The organism is Duganella rhizosphaerae (assembly GCF_040364205.1).
In the GTDB taxonomy this organism is placed as follows: Bacteria; Pseudomonadota; Gammaproteobacteria; order Burkholderiales; family Burkholderiaceae_D; genus Rugamonas; species Rugamonas rhizosphaerae.
Genome location: NZ_BPWK01000020.1, coordinates 42,025 through 59,462, shown reverse-complemented (window position 1 = coordinate 59,462; position 17,438 = coordinate 42,025). Strand labels below are relative to the sequence as shown.

Annotated in this window: 16 protein-coding genes; 12 read left to right on the top strand and 4 right to left on the bottom strand. The window is 62.6% G+C overall.

Going from position 1 to position 17,438, the window contains the following annotated elements; genetic code table 11:
- Positions 1–27 precede the first annotated feature (27 nt).
- The 4 genes from RUGAMON1_RS29335 to ompA form a co-directional block, all read right to left on the bottom strand.
- Positions 28–1,065, bottom strand: a complete 1,038-nt coding sequence (locus RUGAMON1_RS29335; protein ID WP_445233827.1) for a hypothetical protein — start codon at positions 1,063–1,065, stop codon at positions 28–30.
- A gap of 219 nt (positions 1,066–1,284) precedes the next feature.
- Positions 1,285–1,977 carry an HAD-IA family hydrolase gene (locus RUGAMON1_RS29330; RefSeq protein WP_445233826.1) on the bottom strand — a complete coding sequence of 231 codons (693 nt, stop codon included), beginning with the start codon at positions 1,975–1,977 and terminating at the stop codon, positions 1,285–1,287.
- A gap of 10 nt (positions 1,978–1,987) precedes the next feature.
- Complete coding sequence (ubiG, locus tag RUGAMON1_RS29325; RefSeq protein WP_445233825.1) at positions 1,988–2,683, bottom strand: bifunctional 2-polyprenyl-6-hydroxyphenol methylase/3-demethylubiquinol 3-O-methyltransferase UbiG; 696 nt, start codon at positions 2,681–2,683, stop codon at positions 1,988–1,990.
- Positions 2,684–2,830: 147 nt separating this feature from the next.
- Entirely contained in the window at positions 2,831–3,544 is a 714-nt protein-coding gene (ompA, locus tag RUGAMON1_RS29320; protein WP_445233824.1) for an outer membrane protein OmpA, read from the bottom strand.
- Positions 3,545–3,982: 438 nt separating this feature from the next.
- Here ompA and gyrA point away from each other — a divergent pair, with 438 nt between their 5' ends.
- From gyrA to lapB, 12 genes are all read left to right on the top strand, one after another.
- Positions 3,983–6,643 carry a DNA gyrase subunit A gene (gene gyrA, locus RUGAMON1_RS29315; RefSeq protein WP_445233823.1) on the top strand — a complete coding sequence of 887 codons (2,661 nt, stop codon included), beginning with the start codon at positions 3,983–3,985 and terminating at the stop codon, positions 6,641–6,643.
- A gap of 122 nt (positions 6,644–6,765) precedes the next feature.
- A complete protein-coding gene (locus RUGAMON1_RS29310; protein ID WP_445233822.1) occupies positions 6,766–7,305 on the top strand; it encodes a DUF2059 domain-containing protein in 540 nt (179 codons plus the stop codon).
- A gap of 10 nt (positions 7,306–7,315) precedes the next feature.
- Positions 7,316–8,428, top strand: a complete 1,113-nt coding sequence (gene serC, locus RUGAMON1_RS29305) for a 3-phosphoserine/phosphohydroxythreonine transaminase (protein ID WP_445233821.1) — start codon at positions 7,316–7,318, stop codon at positions 8,426–8,428.
- Positions 8,429–8,435: 7 nt separating this feature from the next.
- Positions 8,436–9,509: a prephenate dehydratase gene (gene pheA, locus RUGAMON1_RS29300; protein WP_445233820.1), complete on the top strand. Its 1,074-nt coding sequence runs from the start codon at positions 8,436–8,438 to the stop codon at positions 9,507–9,509.
- Between the two features lie 24 nt (positions 9,510–9,533).
- Positions 9,534–10,643: a histidinol-phosphate transaminase gene (gene hisC / locus RUGAMON1_RS29295; protein ID WP_445233819.1), complete on the top strand. Its 1,110-nt coding sequence runs from the start codon at positions 9,534–9,536 to the stop codon at positions 10,641–10,643.
- A 2-nt stretch (positions 10,644–10,645) separates the two neighbouring features.
- Positions 10,646–11,575, top strand: coding sequence for a prephenate dehydrogenase (locus RUGAMON1_RS29290; protein WP_445233818.1), 930 nt, complete (start codon positions 10,646–10,648; stop codon positions 11,573–11,575).
- A 73-nt stretch (positions 11,576–11,648) separates the two neighbouring features.
- Complete coding sequence (aroA, locus tag RUGAMON1_RS29285; protein WP_445233817.1) at positions 11,649–12,962, top strand: 3-phosphoshikimate 1-carboxyvinyltransferase; 1,314 nt, start codon at positions 11,649–11,651, stop codon at positions 12,960–12,962.
- Positions 12,963–12,991: 29 nt separating this feature from the next.
- Positions 12,992–13,660: a (d)CMP kinase gene (cmk, locus tag RUGAMON1_RS29280; RefSeq protein ID WP_445233816.1), complete on the top strand. Its 669-nt coding sequence runs from the start codon at positions 12,992–12,994 to the stop codon at positions 13,658–13,660.
- Positions 13,661–13,765: 105 nt separating this feature from the next.
- Positions 13,766–15,445: a 30S ribosomal protein S1 gene (gene rpsA, locus RUGAMON1_RS29275; RefSeq protein ID WP_020705490.1), complete on the top strand. Its 1,680-nt coding sequence runs from the start codon at positions 13,766–13,768 to the stop codon at positions 15,443–15,445.
- Positions 15,446–15,455: 10 nt separating this feature from the next.
- Entirely contained in the window at positions 15,456–15,761 is a 306-nt protein-coding gene (locus RUGAMON1_RS29270; protein ID WP_008446215.1) for an integration host factor subunit beta, read from the top strand.
- Between the two features lie 174 nt (positions 15,762–15,935).
- Positions 15,936–16,238, top strand: a complete 303-nt coding sequence (locus RUGAMON1_RS29265; RefSeq protein ID WP_117014747.1) for a LapA family protein — start codon at positions 15,936–15,938, stop codon at positions 16,236–16,238.
- A 23-nt stretch (positions 16,239–16,261) separates the two neighbouring features.
- Positions 16,262–17,437, top strand: coding sequence for a lipopolysaccharide assembly protein LapB (lapB, locus tag RUGAMON1_RS29260; protein ID WP_445233815.1), 1,176 nt, complete (start codon positions 16,262–16,264; stop codon positions 17,435–17,437).
- Position 17,438: the final 1 nt, after the last annotated feature.

Below are 17,438 nucleotides of genomic sequence, written 5' to 3'. Positions count from 1 at the left end.
GCGCACGCGCGCGCCGGCAAGCAGACATCAGGACTTGGCGTTTTTCGCCGCCGGCGGCAGCGGCATGGGCGCGGCCATGGCCTGGCCGTTGGCGATGTGGCAGCTCAGCAGGTGGCGCTTGGCGCTGGCCGCGTGCTCGGAGCACAGGTATTTGTAGCGGCCGGCATCCTCGTATTGCAGGTCGATGGTGAACTGGGCGAGGTTGTGCTCGGCCTGGACTTCGGTCAGGCGGGCAGTGCGCAGCAGGCGCTGCTCCTGGTTGCGGCTGCGGGGATTGGCGCCCTCGAAATAGCTCGACAGCGCGGCCTCGATCACGTCCATGCGTTCGGCCAGCAAGGTGTCGGCCGCCAGCGGGTGGGCGTTGTGCGGCGCCTCGGCCGGATCGCCGTCGGCACAGCTGACCTGCACGTCCAGCTGCTGCACCAGCAGCAGCGTGTCGAAATGCTCGCTGTGCTGCGCGTGCAGCTTTTGCAGCGCCGGCAGGCGTCCCTTGCCCAGGCGGGCGTCATCGTCGCGGGTCTGGCCGACATACACCACCTTGCTCGGGATCTTCAGCGTGTGGGCGTAGGTTTGCAGGATGTCGTGGATCGAGAGCGCTTCGATCAGGCCGCCCCAGTTCAGGGTGACGAAGTTCGGCGTCAGCGTCACGGTCGGCTTCTTCATGGTGGCCGCGAACGGCACCTTGAGCTCGATCGTGATGCTTTCCCTGGCCTCGTCCGCGCCCAGCAGCAGCGGCAGCGTCAGCTTGAGCGAGAAGAAGCCCCACTGGATCGTGCCCTTGATGTCGAAGCGCACGCGCGGGCGGACCACGGCGAAGAACAGGTGGCGCTGGGCCGCGGCGACCTCCAGCTCGAACTGCATGCGGCGCTGGTAGCGGCCGATCGGGTCGCGGATGTCCGGGGCTTGCTGGAAGCCGGCCACCAGGTCGTACCAGTGGAATTTGGCGTTGGCCACGCTGACCATCCAGCTTTGCGGCGCGCCCGGCTCGGACGAGGGAGAGGCTAAGACAGCGAACTGCTCAGAGTGAGGCTGCGAGGTCATGGCAGCCAGCTCAGGAAAAGTCATAATGCTCCTGATTGGAAAGTTGAGATAGTGTGGTGACTGTCTCCCTTCCCATTCAGCGAGGTTGTGGCTTGCAGGAAATAAGTAATACTACGCAGTCGGTGCCGATTATTGCGTAGTTAAACTGCCAAAACAACCGATTAGTGCGCCTCTTCAAATGGCAGCGATACCATAGCCTCATCTATACAACAGTTAGCGTTATCAAATGCAAAATCGCTAATATCAGGCCGCCAGTTCGGATCTTCCGGACAACGACTCTTGCAATAGTACCAATAGTTGCGCAGGACTATCAAACAAATAGTCGGCCTGCCAGCCTTGCGGTTCGACCGGGCCGCAGTAGCCCCAGCCGCAGGCGATGGTCGGCATGGCGGCGGCCTTGCCGGCCTGGATGTCGCGCAGGTCGTCGCCCACGTACCAGCATTGTTCCGGCGCCAGGCCGAGGCGGGCGGCCGCCTCGAACAGCGGCGCCGGGTGCGGCTTGGCGTGCGCCGTGGTGTCGCCCGAGACCACGCAGGCCGCGTGCGCCAGGCCGATCTGCGGCAGCAGCGGATCGGTGAAGCGGGCCGGCTTGTTGGTGACGATGCCCCATTGCAGCCCGGCCTGCTCGATGCCGGCCAGCAGTTCGACGATGCCGGGGAACAGCGAGCTGTGCACCGCCATCGCCGCCTGGTAGTTGGCGAAGAAGCCGTCGCGCAGCGGGATGAAACCCTCGTCTTCCGGCTTCAGGCCGAAGGCCGCGCCTATCATGCCGCGCGCGCCGGCCGAGGCGGTCGGGCGCAGCAGTTCGTAGGCGGTCGGTTCCAGGCCGCGCTCGGTGCGCAGCAGGTTGACGGCGGCCGCCAGGTCGGGGGCGGTGTCGGCCAGCGTGCCGTCGAGGTCGAACAGGATGGCGCGCGGAGGATTGATCTGGGTCATAAAAGGTACTTTACAGCGGACGGGTGGTGGCGACCAGGTAGTTGACGCTGGTGTCTTCGTTGAGGGAATAGATCTTGGTCAGCGGGTTGTAGCCCATGCCCTTGAAACCCTGCACGTCGAGACCGGCGCTGCGGATGTATTGCGACAGCTCGGACGGCGTGATGAACTTGTCGTAGTCGTGGGTGCCCTTGGGCAACATGCGCAACAGGTATTCGGCGCCCAGGATGGCGAACAGATAGGCCTTGGGATTGCGGTTCAGCGTCGAGAAGAAGACGTGGCCGCCCGGCTTGACCAGGGTGGCGGCGGCGCGCACGATGGCGCTCGGGTCCGGCACGTGCTCCAGCATTTCCATGCAGGTGACGACGTCGTACTGGCCTGGCTCCTGGGCCGCCATCTCTTCGGCGGCGATCAGCTTGTAGCGCACCGCCACGCCCGATTCCAGGCTGTGCAGGTCGGCCACCTTCAGCGCTTTTTCCGACAGGTCGATGCCGGTCACCTTGGCGCCCTTGCGCGCCATCGATTCGCTCAGGATGCCGCCGCCGCAGCCGATGTCGATCACGTTCTTGCCGGCCAGCGGCGCGCGCGCGTTGATCCATTCCAGGCGCAGCGGGTTGATTTCGTGCAGCGGACGGAACTCCGAGGTCGGATCCCACCAGCGATGGGCGAGGTCGGAGAATTTTTGCAGTTCTAGGGGATCGGCGTTCATGAGTGCAGTCGTGTTGGATATGCGCGTCATTTTAACCCGCACGGCGCAAAAAGGGGTCTGACCCCGTGCGGGGTCAGACCCCGGCATGCGGGGTGCGGGTTAAAAAAAAACCCCGCCGGAGCGGGGTTTGAACTGCGGTACGAGCAATTACTTGCTGGTGCCGACTACTTCGATTTCTACGCGACGGTTCTTGGCGCGGCCTTCGGCAGTTTTGTTGTCTGCTACTGGCTGTTTCTCGCCTTTGCCTTCGGTGTACACGCGGTTAGCTTCAACGCCTTTGGAGATGATGTAGGCTTTGACGGCTTCAGCGCGGCGTACCGACAGCTTCTGGTTGTATTCATCGCTACCAACGGAGTCGGTGTGGCCGACGGCGATGATGACTTCCAGGTTGATCGAACCCAGTTTCGAGGTCACGTCGTCCAGTTTCGCCTTGCCTTCTGGTTTCAGAACGGCTTTGTCGAAGTCGAAGAACGCGTCGGCTGCGAAGCTGACTTTCTGTGCGGTAGGCACGGCGGCGGCTGGCTTAGGCGCCGGTGCCGGAGCTGGTGCTGCTGGTGCTGGTGCGGCTGGAGCGGCTGGAGCGACGCACTTGCCGTCCACCAGTTTCTCTGGTTCTACGCACAGTGGCAGGTCGCAACCTGGAACGGCGTCAGCCGGGGTCCAGTAGCCGGTGCGCCAGCACAGGCCGAACGGGTCACGGGCGATAACGCCGCGTGCATCCTGGACGTAGGCGCTCTTAGGGGTTGCTGCCTTGATGTCCTGGGTAACCGGAGCATATGGAGGCGCGGTAGGTGCGGTTTGTGCAATAGCCGAACCAGCGAATGCAGCCGACACGGCCAACATAGAAATCAGTTTTTTCATATTTTTCTTCCTTTCGGGGGTGATATCCGCAGAAAAACTGCGCGACGTAGTAATACGTGGGGCGAATTCTACCACGCAGGGGCGTCACGCCTGTCTCCCGATTGCGAAACGAGCAATTAACTTCTAAACCATTTTGCCACAAGCTATGTTTGGGCGTGAAAAGGGACCAACACGAGTCCTTTTTGATTCCGACCAAAATGTTGTTTTGTTGCAACGTGATTATCGATAATAATTGAGTAATGTGTCATGAATATTACATGGCGTTACAAGGTGGGCGCGCCTTGTGGCGGCGGGGCGGCGCCGGAATTGTGCTGGTTGCTGTGCGCGCATGCTAAAATCGCACGCTTGCCTGTCCGTAGTGAGGGGCGACGCTAGAAATGCAGTAAGTGCGGCATACATTGCTTAATAAACCACAGTCAAAGATCAGTCGACCCGCCAATGGATCAATTCGCAAAAGAAACAATCCCTATTTCCCTCGAAGAAGAGATGCGCAAGAGCTACCTCGATTACGCCATGAGCGTGATCGTCGGCCGCGCCTTGCCGGACGTGCGCGACGGCCTCAAGCCGGTGCACCGCCGGGTCCTCTTCGCGATGCACGAAATGAACAACGTGTGGAATCGCCCTTACGTCAAATGCGCCCGTGTGGTGGGCGAGACGATGGGTAAGTACCACCCGCACGGCGACGCGTCGATCTACGACACGCTGGTCCGCATGGCGCAGGACTTCTCGCTGCGCTACATGCTGGTCGACGGCCAGGGCAACTTCGGCTCGGTCGACGGCGACGGCGCCGCGGCGATGCGTTACACCGAGTGCCGCCTGGACAAGATTTCCGCCGAACTGCTGGCCGACATCGACAAGGAAACCGTCGACTTCCAGCCCAACTACGACGGCAAGGAAAAAGAACCGACGGTGCTGCCGACCCGCATCCCGAACCTGCTGATTAACGGCTCGTCCGGTATCGCGGTCGGCATGGCGACCAACATTCCGCCGCATAACCTGCACGAAGTGATCGCCGGCGCGCTGCACGTGCTGCGCAATCCGACCTGCTCGATCGACGAGCTGATCGAACTGATCCCGGCGCCGGACTTCCCGACCGGCGGCACCATCTACGGCGTCTCCGGCGTGCGCGACGGCTACCGCACCGGCCGCGGCCGCGTGGTGATGCGCGCCAAGACCCACTACGAAGAGTACGGCAAGGACGGCGGCCGCACGGCCATCATCGTTGACGAGCTGCCGTACCAGGTCAACAAGAAATCGCTGCTGGAGCGCATCGCCGAAAACGTGCGCGACAAGAAGCTCGAAGGCATTTCCGACATCCGCGACGAGTCCGACAAGTCGGGCATGCGCGTGGTCATCGAGCTCAAGCGCGGCGAAGTGCCGGAAGTGGTGCTCAACAACCTGTACAAGCAGACGCAACTGCAGGACACCTTCGGCATGAACATGGTGGCGCTGGTCGACGGCCAGCCGCGCCTGCTGAACCTGAAGGAAATGCTGCAGTGCTTCCTGTCGCACCGCCGCGAAGTGGTCACGCGCCGCACCGTGTTCGAGCTGCGCAAGGCGCGCGAGCGCGGCCACGTGCTCGAAGGCCTGGCCGTGGCGCTGGCCAACATCGACGACTTCATCGCCATCATCAAGGCCGCGCCCACCCCGCCGGTCGCGAAAACCGGCCTGATGGAACGCTCGTGGGATTCGTCGCTGGTGCGCGAGATGCTGGCCCGTACCGGCGACGGCACCACCGTCGGCGGCATCGACGCCTTCCGTCCCGAGCATCTGCCGAAGCACTACGGCATGCAGCAGGACGGCATGTACAAGCTGTCGGACGACCAGGCGCAAGAGATTCTGCAGATGCGTCTGCAACGCCTGACCGGCCTGGAGCAGGACAAGATCGTCAACGAATACAAGGACGTGATGGCCGAAATCGCCGACCTGCTGGACATCCTGTCCAAGCCGGAACGCGTGACCACCATCATCACCGACGAGATGACCCACGTGGTCAACGAATTCGGCGACCCGCAGAAGGATCCGCGCCGCTCCAACATCGAGCACAACGCGACCGACCTCGGCACCGAAGACCTGATCACGCCGCAGGATATGGTGGTGACCCTGTCGCACACCGGCTATATGAAGGCGCAGCCGATCACCGAGTACCGCGCGCAGAAACGCGGCGGACGCGGCAAGCAGGCCATGGCGACCAAAGAGGAAGACTGGATCGACCAGCTGTTCATCGCCAACACGCACGATTACATCCTGTGCTTCTCCAACCGCGGCCGCATGTACTGGCTCAAGGTATGGGAAGTGCCGCAAGGTTCGCGCAACTCGCGCGGCAAGCCTATCGTCAACATGTTCCCGCTGGCGGACAATGAGAAGATCACCGTTATCCTGCCGCTGTCCGGCGATAACCGCGTCTTCCCTGAAGACCACTACGTGTTCATGTCGACCAGCCTGGGCACCGTGAAGAAGACGCCGCTGAAGGACTTCAGCAATCCACGCAAGGCCGGCATCATCGCGGTCGACCTGGACGAGGGCGACTTCCTGATCGGCGCCGCGCTGACCGACGGCCAGCACGACGTGATGCTGTTCTCCGACGCCGGCAAGGCGGTGCGCTTCGACGAGAACGACGTGCGTCCGATGGGCCGCAACGCCCGCGGCGTGCGCGGCATGAACCTGGACGAAGGCCAGCGCGTGATCGCGCTGCTGGTGGCGGAAAACGAGCAGCAGTCGGTGCTGACGGCGACCGAGAACGGCTTCGGCAAGCGTACTCCGATCACCGAGTACACCCGCCACGGCCGCGGCACCAAGGGCATGATCGCGATCCAGACTTCCGAGCGCAACGGCAGGGTAGTGGCGGCGACGCTGGTCGATTCGACCGACGAGATCATGCTGATCACCACCGGCGGCGTGCTGATCCGCACCCGCGTGTCCGAGATCCGCGAGATGGGCCGCGCCACGCAGGGCGTGACCCTGATCGCGGTCGAAGACGGCACCAAGCTGTCCGGCCTGCAGCGCGTGGTGGAGACCGACATCGACGAAGTCGAGCTGGAACCGGGTCCTGACGCCAAGCCGGACGACGCTCAGCCAGACGAAGCTCCAGCTGAGTAAGTCCTAGCACACACCGCCCCGGACGCAGGTCCGGGGAGAGCGGGGTCAGGTTTATTGCGCGGATAAATGCGACAATAAGACTGATCCCGCTTTTTATTTTCGAACGACCTTTTGAGACGACTATGAAAAAAATTGTAGCAAGCATCGTTACCGCGTTTGCGCTGGTCAGCGCCCCGGCGTTCGCGCAGGCCGACGCCGCCTCCACGGCAGCGGCGAAAGAGCTGTTCGAGGCGATGAACTACCGCACCCTGATGACCGGCGTGATGCAGCAGATGTCGCAGAACATCGGCCAGTCGATGCGCGCCGGCGCCGAGGCGGCCATCAAGGGCAACCCGAACACCACGCCCGAGCAAAAACAACAGGAGCTGGCCAAGGTGGATGCCGAACTGCCGGCCGCCATCGGCGTGCTGCAGGGCGCGATGAACGATCCGGCCCTGATCGAGGACATCCTGACCGAAACCGTGCCGCTGTACGCGCGCACCTACAGCGCCGACGAACTGAAACAGATCGCCGCCTTCTACCGCACCCCGATCGGCGCCAAGATGCTGGCCACCATGCCCAAGCTGACGGCCGAGGCGATGCAGATCGGCCAGCAGGTCGCGGCGCGCCGCATCACGCCGCTGCTGCAGAAACTGCAGCAACAAAAGCCAGCCACCAAATAAGGACCGCAACGTGACTCATATCTATAATTTTTCGGCCGGCCCCGCCGTATTGCCGAAGGAAGTGCTGGAACAAGCCGCCGCCGAAATGCTGGACTGGCATGGCAGCGGCATGTCCGTCATGGAGATGAGCCACCGCGGACCGGAGTTTATTTCGATTTACAAGGCGGCCGAGCGCGATCTGCGCGAGCTGCTGGCAGTACCGGACAATTACAAGATCTTGTTCATGCAGGGCGGCGGACTATCGCAGAACGCCCTGGTGCCGCTGAACCTCGTCGGCCACAAGCCGCAGCCAGCGACCATCGATTTCATCCACACCGGTTCGTGGTCGGGCAAATCCATCAAGGAAGCCGCCAAGTACGCCAACGTGAACGTCGCCGCCTCGTCGATGACGTCGGTGCCGCCGCAGTCGGAGTGGAAGCTCACGCCCGGCGCGGCCTACCTGCACATGTGCACCAACGAGACCATCGACGGCGTCGAGTTCGACTTCGACGCCGGCGTGCCGGCGCCGCAAGCGGGCGAGTTTGCCAACACCGTGCTGGTGGCCGACATGTCCTCGCACATCCTGTCGCGCCGCGTCGACGTCTCGAAGTACGGCCTGATCTTCGCCGGCGCGCAGAAGAACATCGGCCCGGCCGGCGTCACCATCGTCATCGTCCGTGAAGACCTGCTGGGCAAGGCGCTGCCGGTCTGCCCGTCGGCGTTCGACTTCAAGCTGGTGGCCGACAACGAGTCGATGTACAACACGCCGCCCACCTACGGCATCTACATCGCCGGCCTGGTGTTCCAGTGGCTGAAGAAGCAGGGCGGCGTGGCCGAGATGGAGCAACGCGCCATCGCCAAGGCCAAACTGCTGTACGACGCGCTCGACGCCAGCGATTTTTACCAGACCCGCGTAGCGAAAACCAGCCGCTCGCGCATGAACGTTCCCTTCTACCTGAAGGATGAAAGCAAGAACGAGGCATTCCTGGCCGGCGCCAAAGCGCGCGGCCTGCTGCAACTGAAGGGCCACAAGTCCGTCGGCGGTATGCGCGCATCGATCTACAACGCGATGCCTATCGAGGGCGTGCAAGCGCTCGTAGACTACTTGAACGAATTCGCCGCCAGTGCCGGCACCGGAAAATAAACCCATCATGAACGACAAACTGACACCCTTGCGCGAGCAGATCGACGCCATCGATGCCCAGATCCTCGACCTGTTGAACCAGCGCGCCAAAGTGGCGCAGCAAGTCGGCCACGTCAAGGCCGAGACCAACGCGCCGGTATTCCGTCCCGAACGCGAGGCGCAGGTGCTGCGCGGCGTGGCCGAGCGCAATCCCGGCCCGATGGGCGACACCGAGCTGCAAACCATCTGGCGCGAGATCATGTCCGCCTGCCGCTCGCTGGAGAAGCGCGTCACCATCGCCTTCCTCGGCCCGGCCGGCACCTACAGCGAACAGGCGGTGTACCAGCAGTTCGGCACCGCCGTCGACGTGCTGCCTTGCTCGTCGATCGACGAAGTGTTCCGCGCCACCGAAGCCGGCACCGCCGAATTCGGCGTGGTGCCGGTCGAGAACTCGACCGAGGGCGCCATCGGCCGCACGCTGGACCTGCTGCTGCACACGCCGCTGACCATCAGCGGCGAAGTGTCGATCGCCGTGCGTCACAGCCTGCTGACCGGCACCGGCAACATGGACGGCATCACCGCCATCTGCGCCCACGCGCAGGCGCTGGCGCAGTGCCAGATCTGGCTGAACAACAACTACCCTGAAATCGAACGCCGCGCCGTGTCGTCCAACGCCGAGGCGGCGCGCATGGCGCGCGACGACCACGGCATCGCCGCCATCGCCGGCGAACGCGCCGGCGTGCGCTACAGCCTGGGCACGGTCAAAGCCAACATCCAGGACGATCCGCACAACCGCACCCGCTTCGCGGTGATCGGCCACCTGCAGGCCGGCCCGTCGGGCCAGGACCGCACCTCGCTGGCGCTGGCCGCGCCGCACAAAGCGGGGTCCATCTACCGCCTGCTTGGTTCGCTGGCCCAGCACAATGTGTCGATGACGCGCTTCGAATCCCGCCCGGCCCGCACCGGCACGTGGGAATACTACTTCTACGTCGACGTCGAAGGCCACGTGCAGGATGAAGGCGTGGCCAAGGCGCTGGACGAATTGCAAAGCAACGCAGCCTTCTTCAAGGTACTGGGTTCCTACCCGGTCAGCCTGACTTAATCGTTATTTCTATAGAGAGAGACCATGTCCAAGAACTACGGCCCCGAATACGTCCGCGCCATCGCTCCTTACCAGGCCGGCAAACCGATTGCGGAAGTCGCGCGCGAATTTGGCCTCGATGAAGCGGCCATCGTCAAACTGGCGTCGAACGAGAACCCGTTCGGCGTGCCGCCGTCGGCAGTGCAGGCGATGACCGCCGCCGCCGCGGACCTGGGCCGCTACCCGGACGCCAACGGTTTCGATTTGAAGGGCGCGCTGTCCAAGCGCTACGACGTGCCGGCCGAGTGGATCACGCTGGGCAACGGCAGCAACGACATCCTGGAAATCGCCGCCCACGCCTTCGTCGAGCGCGGCCAGTCGGTGGTGTACTCGCAGTACTCGTTCGCCGTGTACGCGCTGGCGACCCAGGGCGTCGGCGCGCGCCACATCGTGGTGCCGGCCAAGGACCACGGCCACGACCTGCCGGCCATGCTGGCCGCGATCGGGGAAGACACCCGCCTGGTCTTCATCGCCAACCCGAACAACCCGACCGGGACCTTCATCCCGGCCGCCGACATCCAGGCCTTCCTGGACAAGGTGCCGGCCAATGTGGTGGTGGTGCTGGACGAGGCCTACAACGAATTCCTGGCGGAAGAGAACCAGTTCGAATCGGCTTCCTGGGTCAAGCAGTATCCCAACCTGCTGGTCTCGCGCACCTTCTCCAAGGCTTACGGCCTGGCCGGTCTGCGCGTGGGCTTCGGCATCGCCCAGCCGGCGCTGACGGACCTGATGAACCGCATCCGCCAGCCGTTCAACGTCAACTCGATGGCGCAGGCGGCGGCGATCGCCGCGCTGAACGACAAGGCCTTCCTGGCGCAGAGCGCCACCAACAACGCCGCCGGCTACCAGCAGTTCACCGAAGCGTTCGACAAGCTGGGCCTGCAATACGTGCCGTCGTACGGCAACTTCGTGCTGGTCAAGGTCGGCAGCGATGTCGGCGCCGGCGCGCGCGTCAACCTGGCGCTGTTGAAGCAGGGCGTGATCGTGCGTCCGGTCGGTAACTACGGTCTGCCGGAATGGCTGCGTATTTCCATCGGCCTGCCGCAGGAAAACGCGGTGCTGATCGCGGCGCTGACCAAGGCACTGGCGGAGTAAGAATGCTGAACAAGGTCGTCATCTTTGGCGTGGGCCTGATCGGCGGATCGTTTGCGCGGTCGCTGAAGAAGGCCGGCGCCGTCGGCAGCGTGGTCGGCATGGGGCGCTCCGCCGCCTCGCTGAAACGCGCGCAGGAGTTGGGCATCATCGACGTCATCGGTGTAGCCGATGCGGGCGGTGGCGGCTGCACGATGGCCGAGGCGCTAGCCGGCGCCGACCTGGTGCTGCTGGCCGCGCCGGTGGCGCAGACCGAAGCGATCCTGGCGGCGCTTGCGCCGCATTTGCAGCCGGGTACCGTGGTCACCGACGCCGGCAGCACCAAGTGCGACGTGGTGGCCTCGGCGCGGCGCGCGCTGGGCGGCAAGATCGCCCAGTTCGTGCCGGGCCATCCGATCGCCGGCCGCGAGACCAATGGCCCCGAGGCGGCGATCGACGATCTGTACGTCGGCAAGAAGGTGGTGCTGACGGCATTGGACGAAAACGCGGCGGAGGATGTCGAGCGCGTGGCCGCCGCCTGGCGCGCCTGCGATGCGATCATCCATCGTTTGACGCCTCAAGAACATGACAAGGTGTTTGCCGCCGTAAGCCATTTGCCGCATTTGCTGGCGTATGCGCTGGTGGACGACATCGCGAACAAACCGCATGCAGATTTACTGTTCCAGTATGCGGCCAGCGGCTTCCGCGATTTCACAAGGATCGCGGGATCGTCGCCCGAAATGTGGCGCGACATTAGCCTAGCCAACCAGTCGGCGTTGTTGACGGAGCTGGATGCTTATCTGGCACAATTGACGGGCCTGCGCGCCCGTCTGGCCGCCGGGGACGGGGCAGGGCTGGAGCGCGTGTACAGCAACGCCCAGCGCGCCCGCCACCAGTGGATTACAGCGATCGAGGCGGCCGAGGCGCCGCCGAACCCCGCAAACCAAGGGGTCTGACCCCGTGGGGTCAGACCCCGGCCGCCGCGCAGTGCGGGTTTTGCGGGCGCCGCACACTTTAGAACGGAACAGCATGAACCACGAATTTATCGATCTCCAACCCGTCGCCCATGTGCAGGGCGCCGTGCGCCTGCCCGGCTCCAAATCCATCTCCAACCGCATCCTGCTGTTGTCCGCATTGTCGCAGGGCGACGTCGCCATCGTCGACCTGCTGGCCTCCGACGACACCGCCGTCATGCTGGCCGCGCTGCGCTCGCTGGGCGTGCAGTGGACCGAGGAGGAAACCGCCACCGGCACCATCCACCACGTCAAGGGCGTGGCCGGCGTGCTGCCGAACAAATCGGCCGACCTCTTCATGGGCAACGCCGGCACCGCGATCCGTCCGCTGACCGCGGCGCTGGCCGTGATCGGCGGCGACTACACGCTGCACGGCGTGCCGCGCATGCACGAGCGTCCGATCGGCGACCTGGTCGACGCCTTGAACGCCGCCGGCACCAACGTCGAATACACCGGCAATCCAGGCTTCCCGCCGCTGCACATCAAGCAGGGCAAGATCCACGCGCAGCGGCTGTCGGTGCGCGGCGACGTGTCCAGCCAGTTCCTGACCGCGCTGCTGATGGTGGCGCCGCTGATGGCGCGCGAGCATGCGATCAGCATCGACGTGGTCGGTGAGCTGATCTCCAAGCCCTACATCGAAATCACGCTGAATCTGATCCGCCGCTTCGGCGTGACGGTCGAGCAGAACGGCTGGGAGTCATTCACCATCCAGCCCGGCCAGGTCTACCAGTCGCCGGGCACCATCCACGTCGAAGGCGACGCCTCGTCGGCCTCCTACTTCCTGGCGGCCGGCGCGATCGCCGGCGGCCCGGTGCGGGTCGAAGGCGTGGGCAAGGACAGCATCCAGGGCGACGTGCGCTTTGCCGCCGCGCTGGAGCAGATGGGCGTGCAGATCACCATGGGCGACAACTGGATCGAAGCCAAGTCGAACGGCGTGCTGAAAGCCATCGACGCCGACTTCAACCACATCCCCGACGCCGCGATGACCATCGCCATCGCCGCGCTGTACGCCGACGGCACCAGCACGCTGCGCAACATCGCCAGCTGGCGCGTCAAGGAAACCGACCGCATCGCCGCCATGGCGACCGAACTGCGCAAGGTCGGCGCCATCGTGGAGGAGGGCGCCGACTACATCAAGGTGACGCCGCCGGCCGTCATCACGCCTGCTACTATCGATACCTACGACGATCACCGCATGGCGATGTGCTTCTCGCTGGTGTCGCTGGACGGCGCCGCGCGCAAGGGCAATGTCATGCGCATCAACGATCCCAAGTGCGTCGGCAAGACCTTCCCCGAGTATTTCGCGGCATTTGCCGCGATTGCAAAATAAGCAAAACAAGCAAAATAATTAAAGTAACAATGACAACATCCCCAATTCCAGTCATCACCATCGACGGCCCTACCGCATCCGGCAAGGGCACCGTCGCGCACCGCGTCGCCGATAAGCTCGGCTTCCATTACCTGGATTCGGGCGCCCTGTACCGTTTGACGGCGCTGTCGGCACTGCGCCGCGGCACCGACTTGAACGACGAGCACGCGCTGGCCAAGCTGGCCGAGCACCTGCAGTGCAGCTTCCAGGGCGGCGACATCATCCTGTCGCACGAAAACGTCACCGAGGCCATCCGTGCCGAAGAGGTCGGCAATACCGCTTCAAAAATTGCAACATTCCACGCCGTGCGCCACGCGCTGCTGGGGCTGCAGCTGGGCTTCCGCAAGGCGCCGGGCGTGGTGGCCGACGGCCGCGACATGGGCTCGGTGATCTTCCCGAACGCGGTTTTGAAGGTATTTTTGACGGCGAGTGTCGCGGCCCGTGCGGAACGTCGCTATAAGCAATTGATTGGCAAAGGAATTTCTGCTAATATGGAAGACCTACTGATGGATTTGCAGGCGCGTGACGACCGGGATACAAGCCGGACCATCGCGCCGCTGGTCCCCGCAGAGGGGGCGCATGTGCTCGATACCTCGAATTTGACCGCTGACGAAGCGGTCGCCCAGGTGTTGCAGTGGTATGCGGCCATCGGTAAATAGCTGGTGTTGCGGTCGCTCTGATGTCCGCAACGTTTATTAACCCTAACCCAACTGAAGTCGCATATCGCGAGCCTTGTTGGTAACCTGGAAGTTACAATGTCTAATATGGAAAGTTTTGCAGCCCTCTTCGAAGAATCCCTGTCGCGTCAAGACATGCGTTCGGGCGAAGTGATCTCGGCTGAAGTCGTTCGTCTGGATCACAACTTCGTGATCGTCAACGCCGGCCTGAAATCGGAAGCATTCATCCCAGTTGAAGAATTCAAGAACGACCACGGCGAACTGGAAGTCAAAGTAGGCGACTTCGTTTCCGTGGCGATCGAATCGCTCGAAAACGGTTTCGGCGATACCATCCTGTCGCGCGACAAAGCCAAGCGTCTGGCTTCGTGGCTGGCACTGGAAAAAGCAATGGAATCGGGCGAAATCGTCGTCGGTACCGTCAATGGTAAAGTCAAGGGCGGCCTGACCGTTCTGACCAACGGCATCCGCGCGTTCCTGCCAGGCTCCCTGGTTGACACCCGTCCAGTGAAAGACACCACCCCATTCGAAGGCAAAACCCTCGAATTCAAAGTGATCAAACTGGATCGCAAGCGTAACAACGTGGTTCTGTCCCGCCGCGCCGTCATCGAAGCTTCGATGGGCGAAGAGCGTCAGAAACTGATGGAAACCCTGAAAGAAGGCACCGTGGTTACCGGCGTCGTCAAAAACATCACCGACTACGGCGCGTTCGTGGATCTGGGCGGTATCGACGGCCTGCTGCACATCACCGACCTGGCATGGCGTCGTGTGCGTCACCCATCGGAAGTACTGACCGTTGGCCAGGAAATCACCGCCAAGGTTCTGAAGTACGATCAAGAGAAGAACCGTGTGTCCCTGGGCGTCAAGCAACTGGGCGACGATCCTTGGACCGGTCTGTCCCGTCGTTACCCACAAAGCACCCGTCTGTTCGGTAAAGTAACGAACCTGACCGACTACGGCGCGTTCGTTGAAGTTGAACAAGGCATCGAAGGCCTGGTTCACGTTTCCGAAATGGACTGGACCAACAAAAACGTCGCTCCAAACAAAGTTGTCCAGCTGGGCGACGAAGTTGAAGTGATGGTTCTGGAAATCGACGAAGAGCGTCGCCGTATTTCGCTGGGCATGAAACAGTGCAAAGCAAATCCATGGGATGACTTCGGCGTGACCCACAAGAAGGGCGATAAAGTCCGTGGCGCGATCAAATCGATCACCGACTTCGGCGTGTTCATCGGCCTGGCCGGCAACATCGACGGCCTGGTACACCTGTCCGACCTGTCCTGGACCGAAACCGGCGAAGAAGCCGTGCGTCGCTTCAAGAAAGGTGACGAACTGGAAGCCATCGTTCTGGCCATCGACGTTGAGCGCGAGCGCGTTTCCCTGGGCGTCAAGCAACTGGAAGGCGATCCATTCAACAACTTCGCAGCCATGAACGACAAGGGCGCGCTGGTAACCGGCACCGTTAAATCGGTTGAGCCTAAAGGCGCCGTGATCCAACTGTCCGAAGAAGTTGAAGGCTACCTGCGTGCATCCGAAATCTCCCGCGACCGCGTGGAAGATGCCGGTACCCACCTGAAGGTTGGCGATTCCGTTGAAGCCCTGGTCATCAACATCGATCGCAAAGCTCGCAGCATCCAGCTGTCGATCAAAGCGAAAGACAATGTCGAGACCCAGGAAGCCATGCAGAAAATGGCAGCGACCGACAACAACGCAGCTTCGGGCACCACCAGCCTGGGCGCGCTGTTGAAAGCCAAGTTCGATAACAAGAACTAAGAACTAGTCGATGACTAAGTCCGAATTGATCAACCGCCTGGCTGAGCGTTATTCTCAGCTGGTGGCCAAAGATGCGGAGTATGCCGTCAAGACCATTCTGGATGCGATGACCAACGCCCTGGCGACCGGTCAACGCATCGAGATCCGCGGTTTTGGCAGTTTTGCTCTGAATAGCCGGCCACCGCGTATCGGACGTAATCCGAAGTCGGGCGACAAAGTGATGGTGCCCGAAAAACGGGTGCCTCACTTCAAGCCGGGCAAGCAATTGCGCGAGCGGGTTGACGCGATGGTCGGGCAACCGATCATTGAGGACTGAAGCGTCTGATAGTTTGGAACAAAAAGCGGCGTCCCCTGGATGCCGCTTTTTTTTACCCCAAACCGATGGGGTCGGACCCCGTACGGGGTCCGACCCCGCGCCGCAGCGGTTTGCGGGTTTCGGCATCTATGCGATACTTGCGCTCTTAGAACTACTGAACAGGAAACCTGGCTAATGAAATTCATATCCACGATTATTGGATTCGTTCTTTTCGTCCTGTTTTTTGGCTTTGCCCTGAAGAACACGCAGGAAGTCGATCTGCATTTCTTCCTTCACTATGATCTGCACGGACCTCTGGTCCTGATGCTGCTGGGCTTTTTTGTGGCCGGCGCCTTCCTGGGCGTGCTGGCGCTGACGCCGACCGTGTTCCGCCACCGCCGCGAAACGAACAAGCACAAAACCACTATCACCACGCTGCAATCGAGCGCGCTGCAAGCCAACGCCCAGCCGCAGCCGGACAGCGTCAATACTCAATAAACGCACAATAAAAAATACAAAGCATGGAATTCGAACTCTGGTGGTTATTGGGGATCCCGGTCTTCTTCGGACTGGGCTGGGTCGCCGCGCGCGTCGACATACGTCAACTGGTGTCGGAATCGCGCACGCTGCCGCGCGGTTATTTCAAGGGCCTGAACTTCCTGCTCAACGAGCAGCCGGACAAGGCCATCGACGCCTTCATCGAGATCGTCCGCATGGACCCGGAAACGGCCGACATGCACTTCGCGCTGGGGAACCTGTTCCGCCGCCGCGGCGAGACCGAACGCGCCATCCGCGTGCACCAGAATCTGCTGTCGCGTCCCGACCTGCCGCAGGAGCAGAAGGAACACGCGCAGTATGAGCTGGGCATGGACTACCTGAAGGCCGGCCTGTTGGACCGCGCCGAGGAAACCTTCAACGCCATGGTCAGCGGCCAGTACGCGGTGCAGGCGCGCCGCGCGCTGCTGGAGATCTTCCAGCGCGAGAAGGAGTGGCCGCGCGCCATCGAGGCGGCGCTGGGCCTGCAGGAATCGGGCGCCGGTTCGCGCCAGAAGGAAATCGCCCAGTTCTACTGCGAGCTGGCGCAGGACGCGCTGGTGCACATGCATCCCGAAGAGGCCTTGCCGCTGCTGGAGAAATCGCTGCAGGCGGACCGCGTCAACGTGCGCGCCACCATGCTGAGCGGCGATGCCCAGCTGGCGCAGGGCGAGGTCGAAGCCGCGCTGCTGACGTGGCGCCGCGTCGAGCAGATCAGCGTGCCGCATACGGCGCTGGTGGCGCAGCGCATGATGGATGCCTACCGCAAGGTCGGCCGTCCGCAGGAAGGCGTCAACCTGCTGAAATCCTATCTGGAACAGGCTTCGTCGATCGACCTGATCGAAGTGGTGTACAAGGCGGTGCTGGAGCTGGACGGCGTGGACGCCGCCAAGCAGCTGGTCAGCAATGAGCTGCGCCGCACGCCGACCCTGCTGGGCCTGGACAAATTGCTGGAGGCGCGCCTGATGGACGCGCCGGCCAACCTGGTGCCGGAACTGTCGATGGTGAAGAACCTGGTACACGGCTATACGCAGAAGCTGGCGCGCTACCAGTGCAGCCACTGTGGTTTCAAGGCGCGCCAGTTCTACTGGCAGTGCCCTGGATGCAGCCGTTGGGAGACCTACCCGCCGCGCCGCACCGAAGAACTCAACGTCATGAACTAAA

What these genes read in the sequence shown, in the direction of transcription:
- RUGAMON1_RS29270 (WP_008446215.1), top strand. Translation starts at nt 15,456, where the DNA reads ATGACTAAGTCCGAATTGATCAACCGCCTGGCTGAGCGTTATTCTCAG.
- aroA (WP_445233817.1), top strand. Translation starts at nt 11,649, where the DNA reads ATGAACCACGAATTTATCGATCTCCAACCCGTCGCCCATGTGCAGGGC.
- RUGAMON1_RS29290 (WP_445233818.1), top strand. Translation starts at nt 10,646, where the DNA reads ATGCTGAACAAGGTCGTCATCTTTGGCGTGGGCCTGATCGGCGGATCG.
- rpsA (WP_020705490.1), top strand. Translation starts at nt 13,766, where the DNA reads ATGGAAAGTTTTGCAGCCCTCTTCGAAGAATCCCTGTCGCGTCAAGAC.
- gyrA (WP_445233823.1), top strand. Translation starts at nt 3,983, where the DNA reads ATGGATCAATTCGCAAAAGAAACAATCCCTATTTCCCTCGAAGAAGAG.
- ompA (WP_445233824.1), bottom strand. Translation starts at nt 3,544, where the DNA reads ATGAAAAAACTGATTTCTATGTTGGCCGTGTCGGCTGCATTCGCTGGT.
- RUGAMON1_RS29335 (WP_445233827.1), bottom strand. Translation starts at nt 1,065, where the DNA reads ATGACTTTTCCTGAGCTGGCTGCCATGACCTCGCAGCCTCACTCTGAG.
- RUGAMON1_RS29330 (WP_445233826.1), bottom strand. Translation starts at nt 1,977, where the DNA reads ATGACCCAGATCAATCCTCCGCGCGCCATCCTGTTCGACCTCGACGGC.
- ubiG (WP_445233825.1), bottom strand. Translation starts at nt 2,683, where the DNA reads ATGAACGCCGATCCCCTAGAACTGCAAAAATTCTCCGACCTCGCCCAT.
- RUGAMON1_RS29265 (WP_117014747.1), top strand. Translation starts at nt 15,936, where the DNA reads ATGAAATTCATATCCACGATTATTGGATTCGTTCTTTTCGTCCTGTTT.
- lapB (WP_445233815.1), top strand. Translation starts at nt 16,262, where the DNA reads ATGGAATTCGAACTCTGGTGGTTATTGGGGATCCCGGTCTTCTTCGGA.
- hisC (WP_445233819.1), top strand. Translation starts at nt 9,534, where the DNA reads ATGTCCAAGAACTACGGCCCCGAATACGTCCGCGCCATCGCTCCTTAC.
- cmk (WP_445233816.1), top strand. Translation starts at nt 12,992, where the DNA reads ATGACAACATCCCCAATTCCAGTCATCACCATCGACGGCCCTACCGCA.
- RUGAMON1_RS29310 (WP_445233822.1), top strand. Translation starts at nt 6,766, where the DNA reads ATGAAAAAAATTGTAGCAAGCATCGTTACCGCGTTTGCGCTGGTCAGC.
- pheA (WP_445233820.1), top strand. Translation starts at nt 8,436, where the DNA reads ATGAACGACAAACTGACACCCTTGCGCGAGCAGATCGACGCCATCGAT.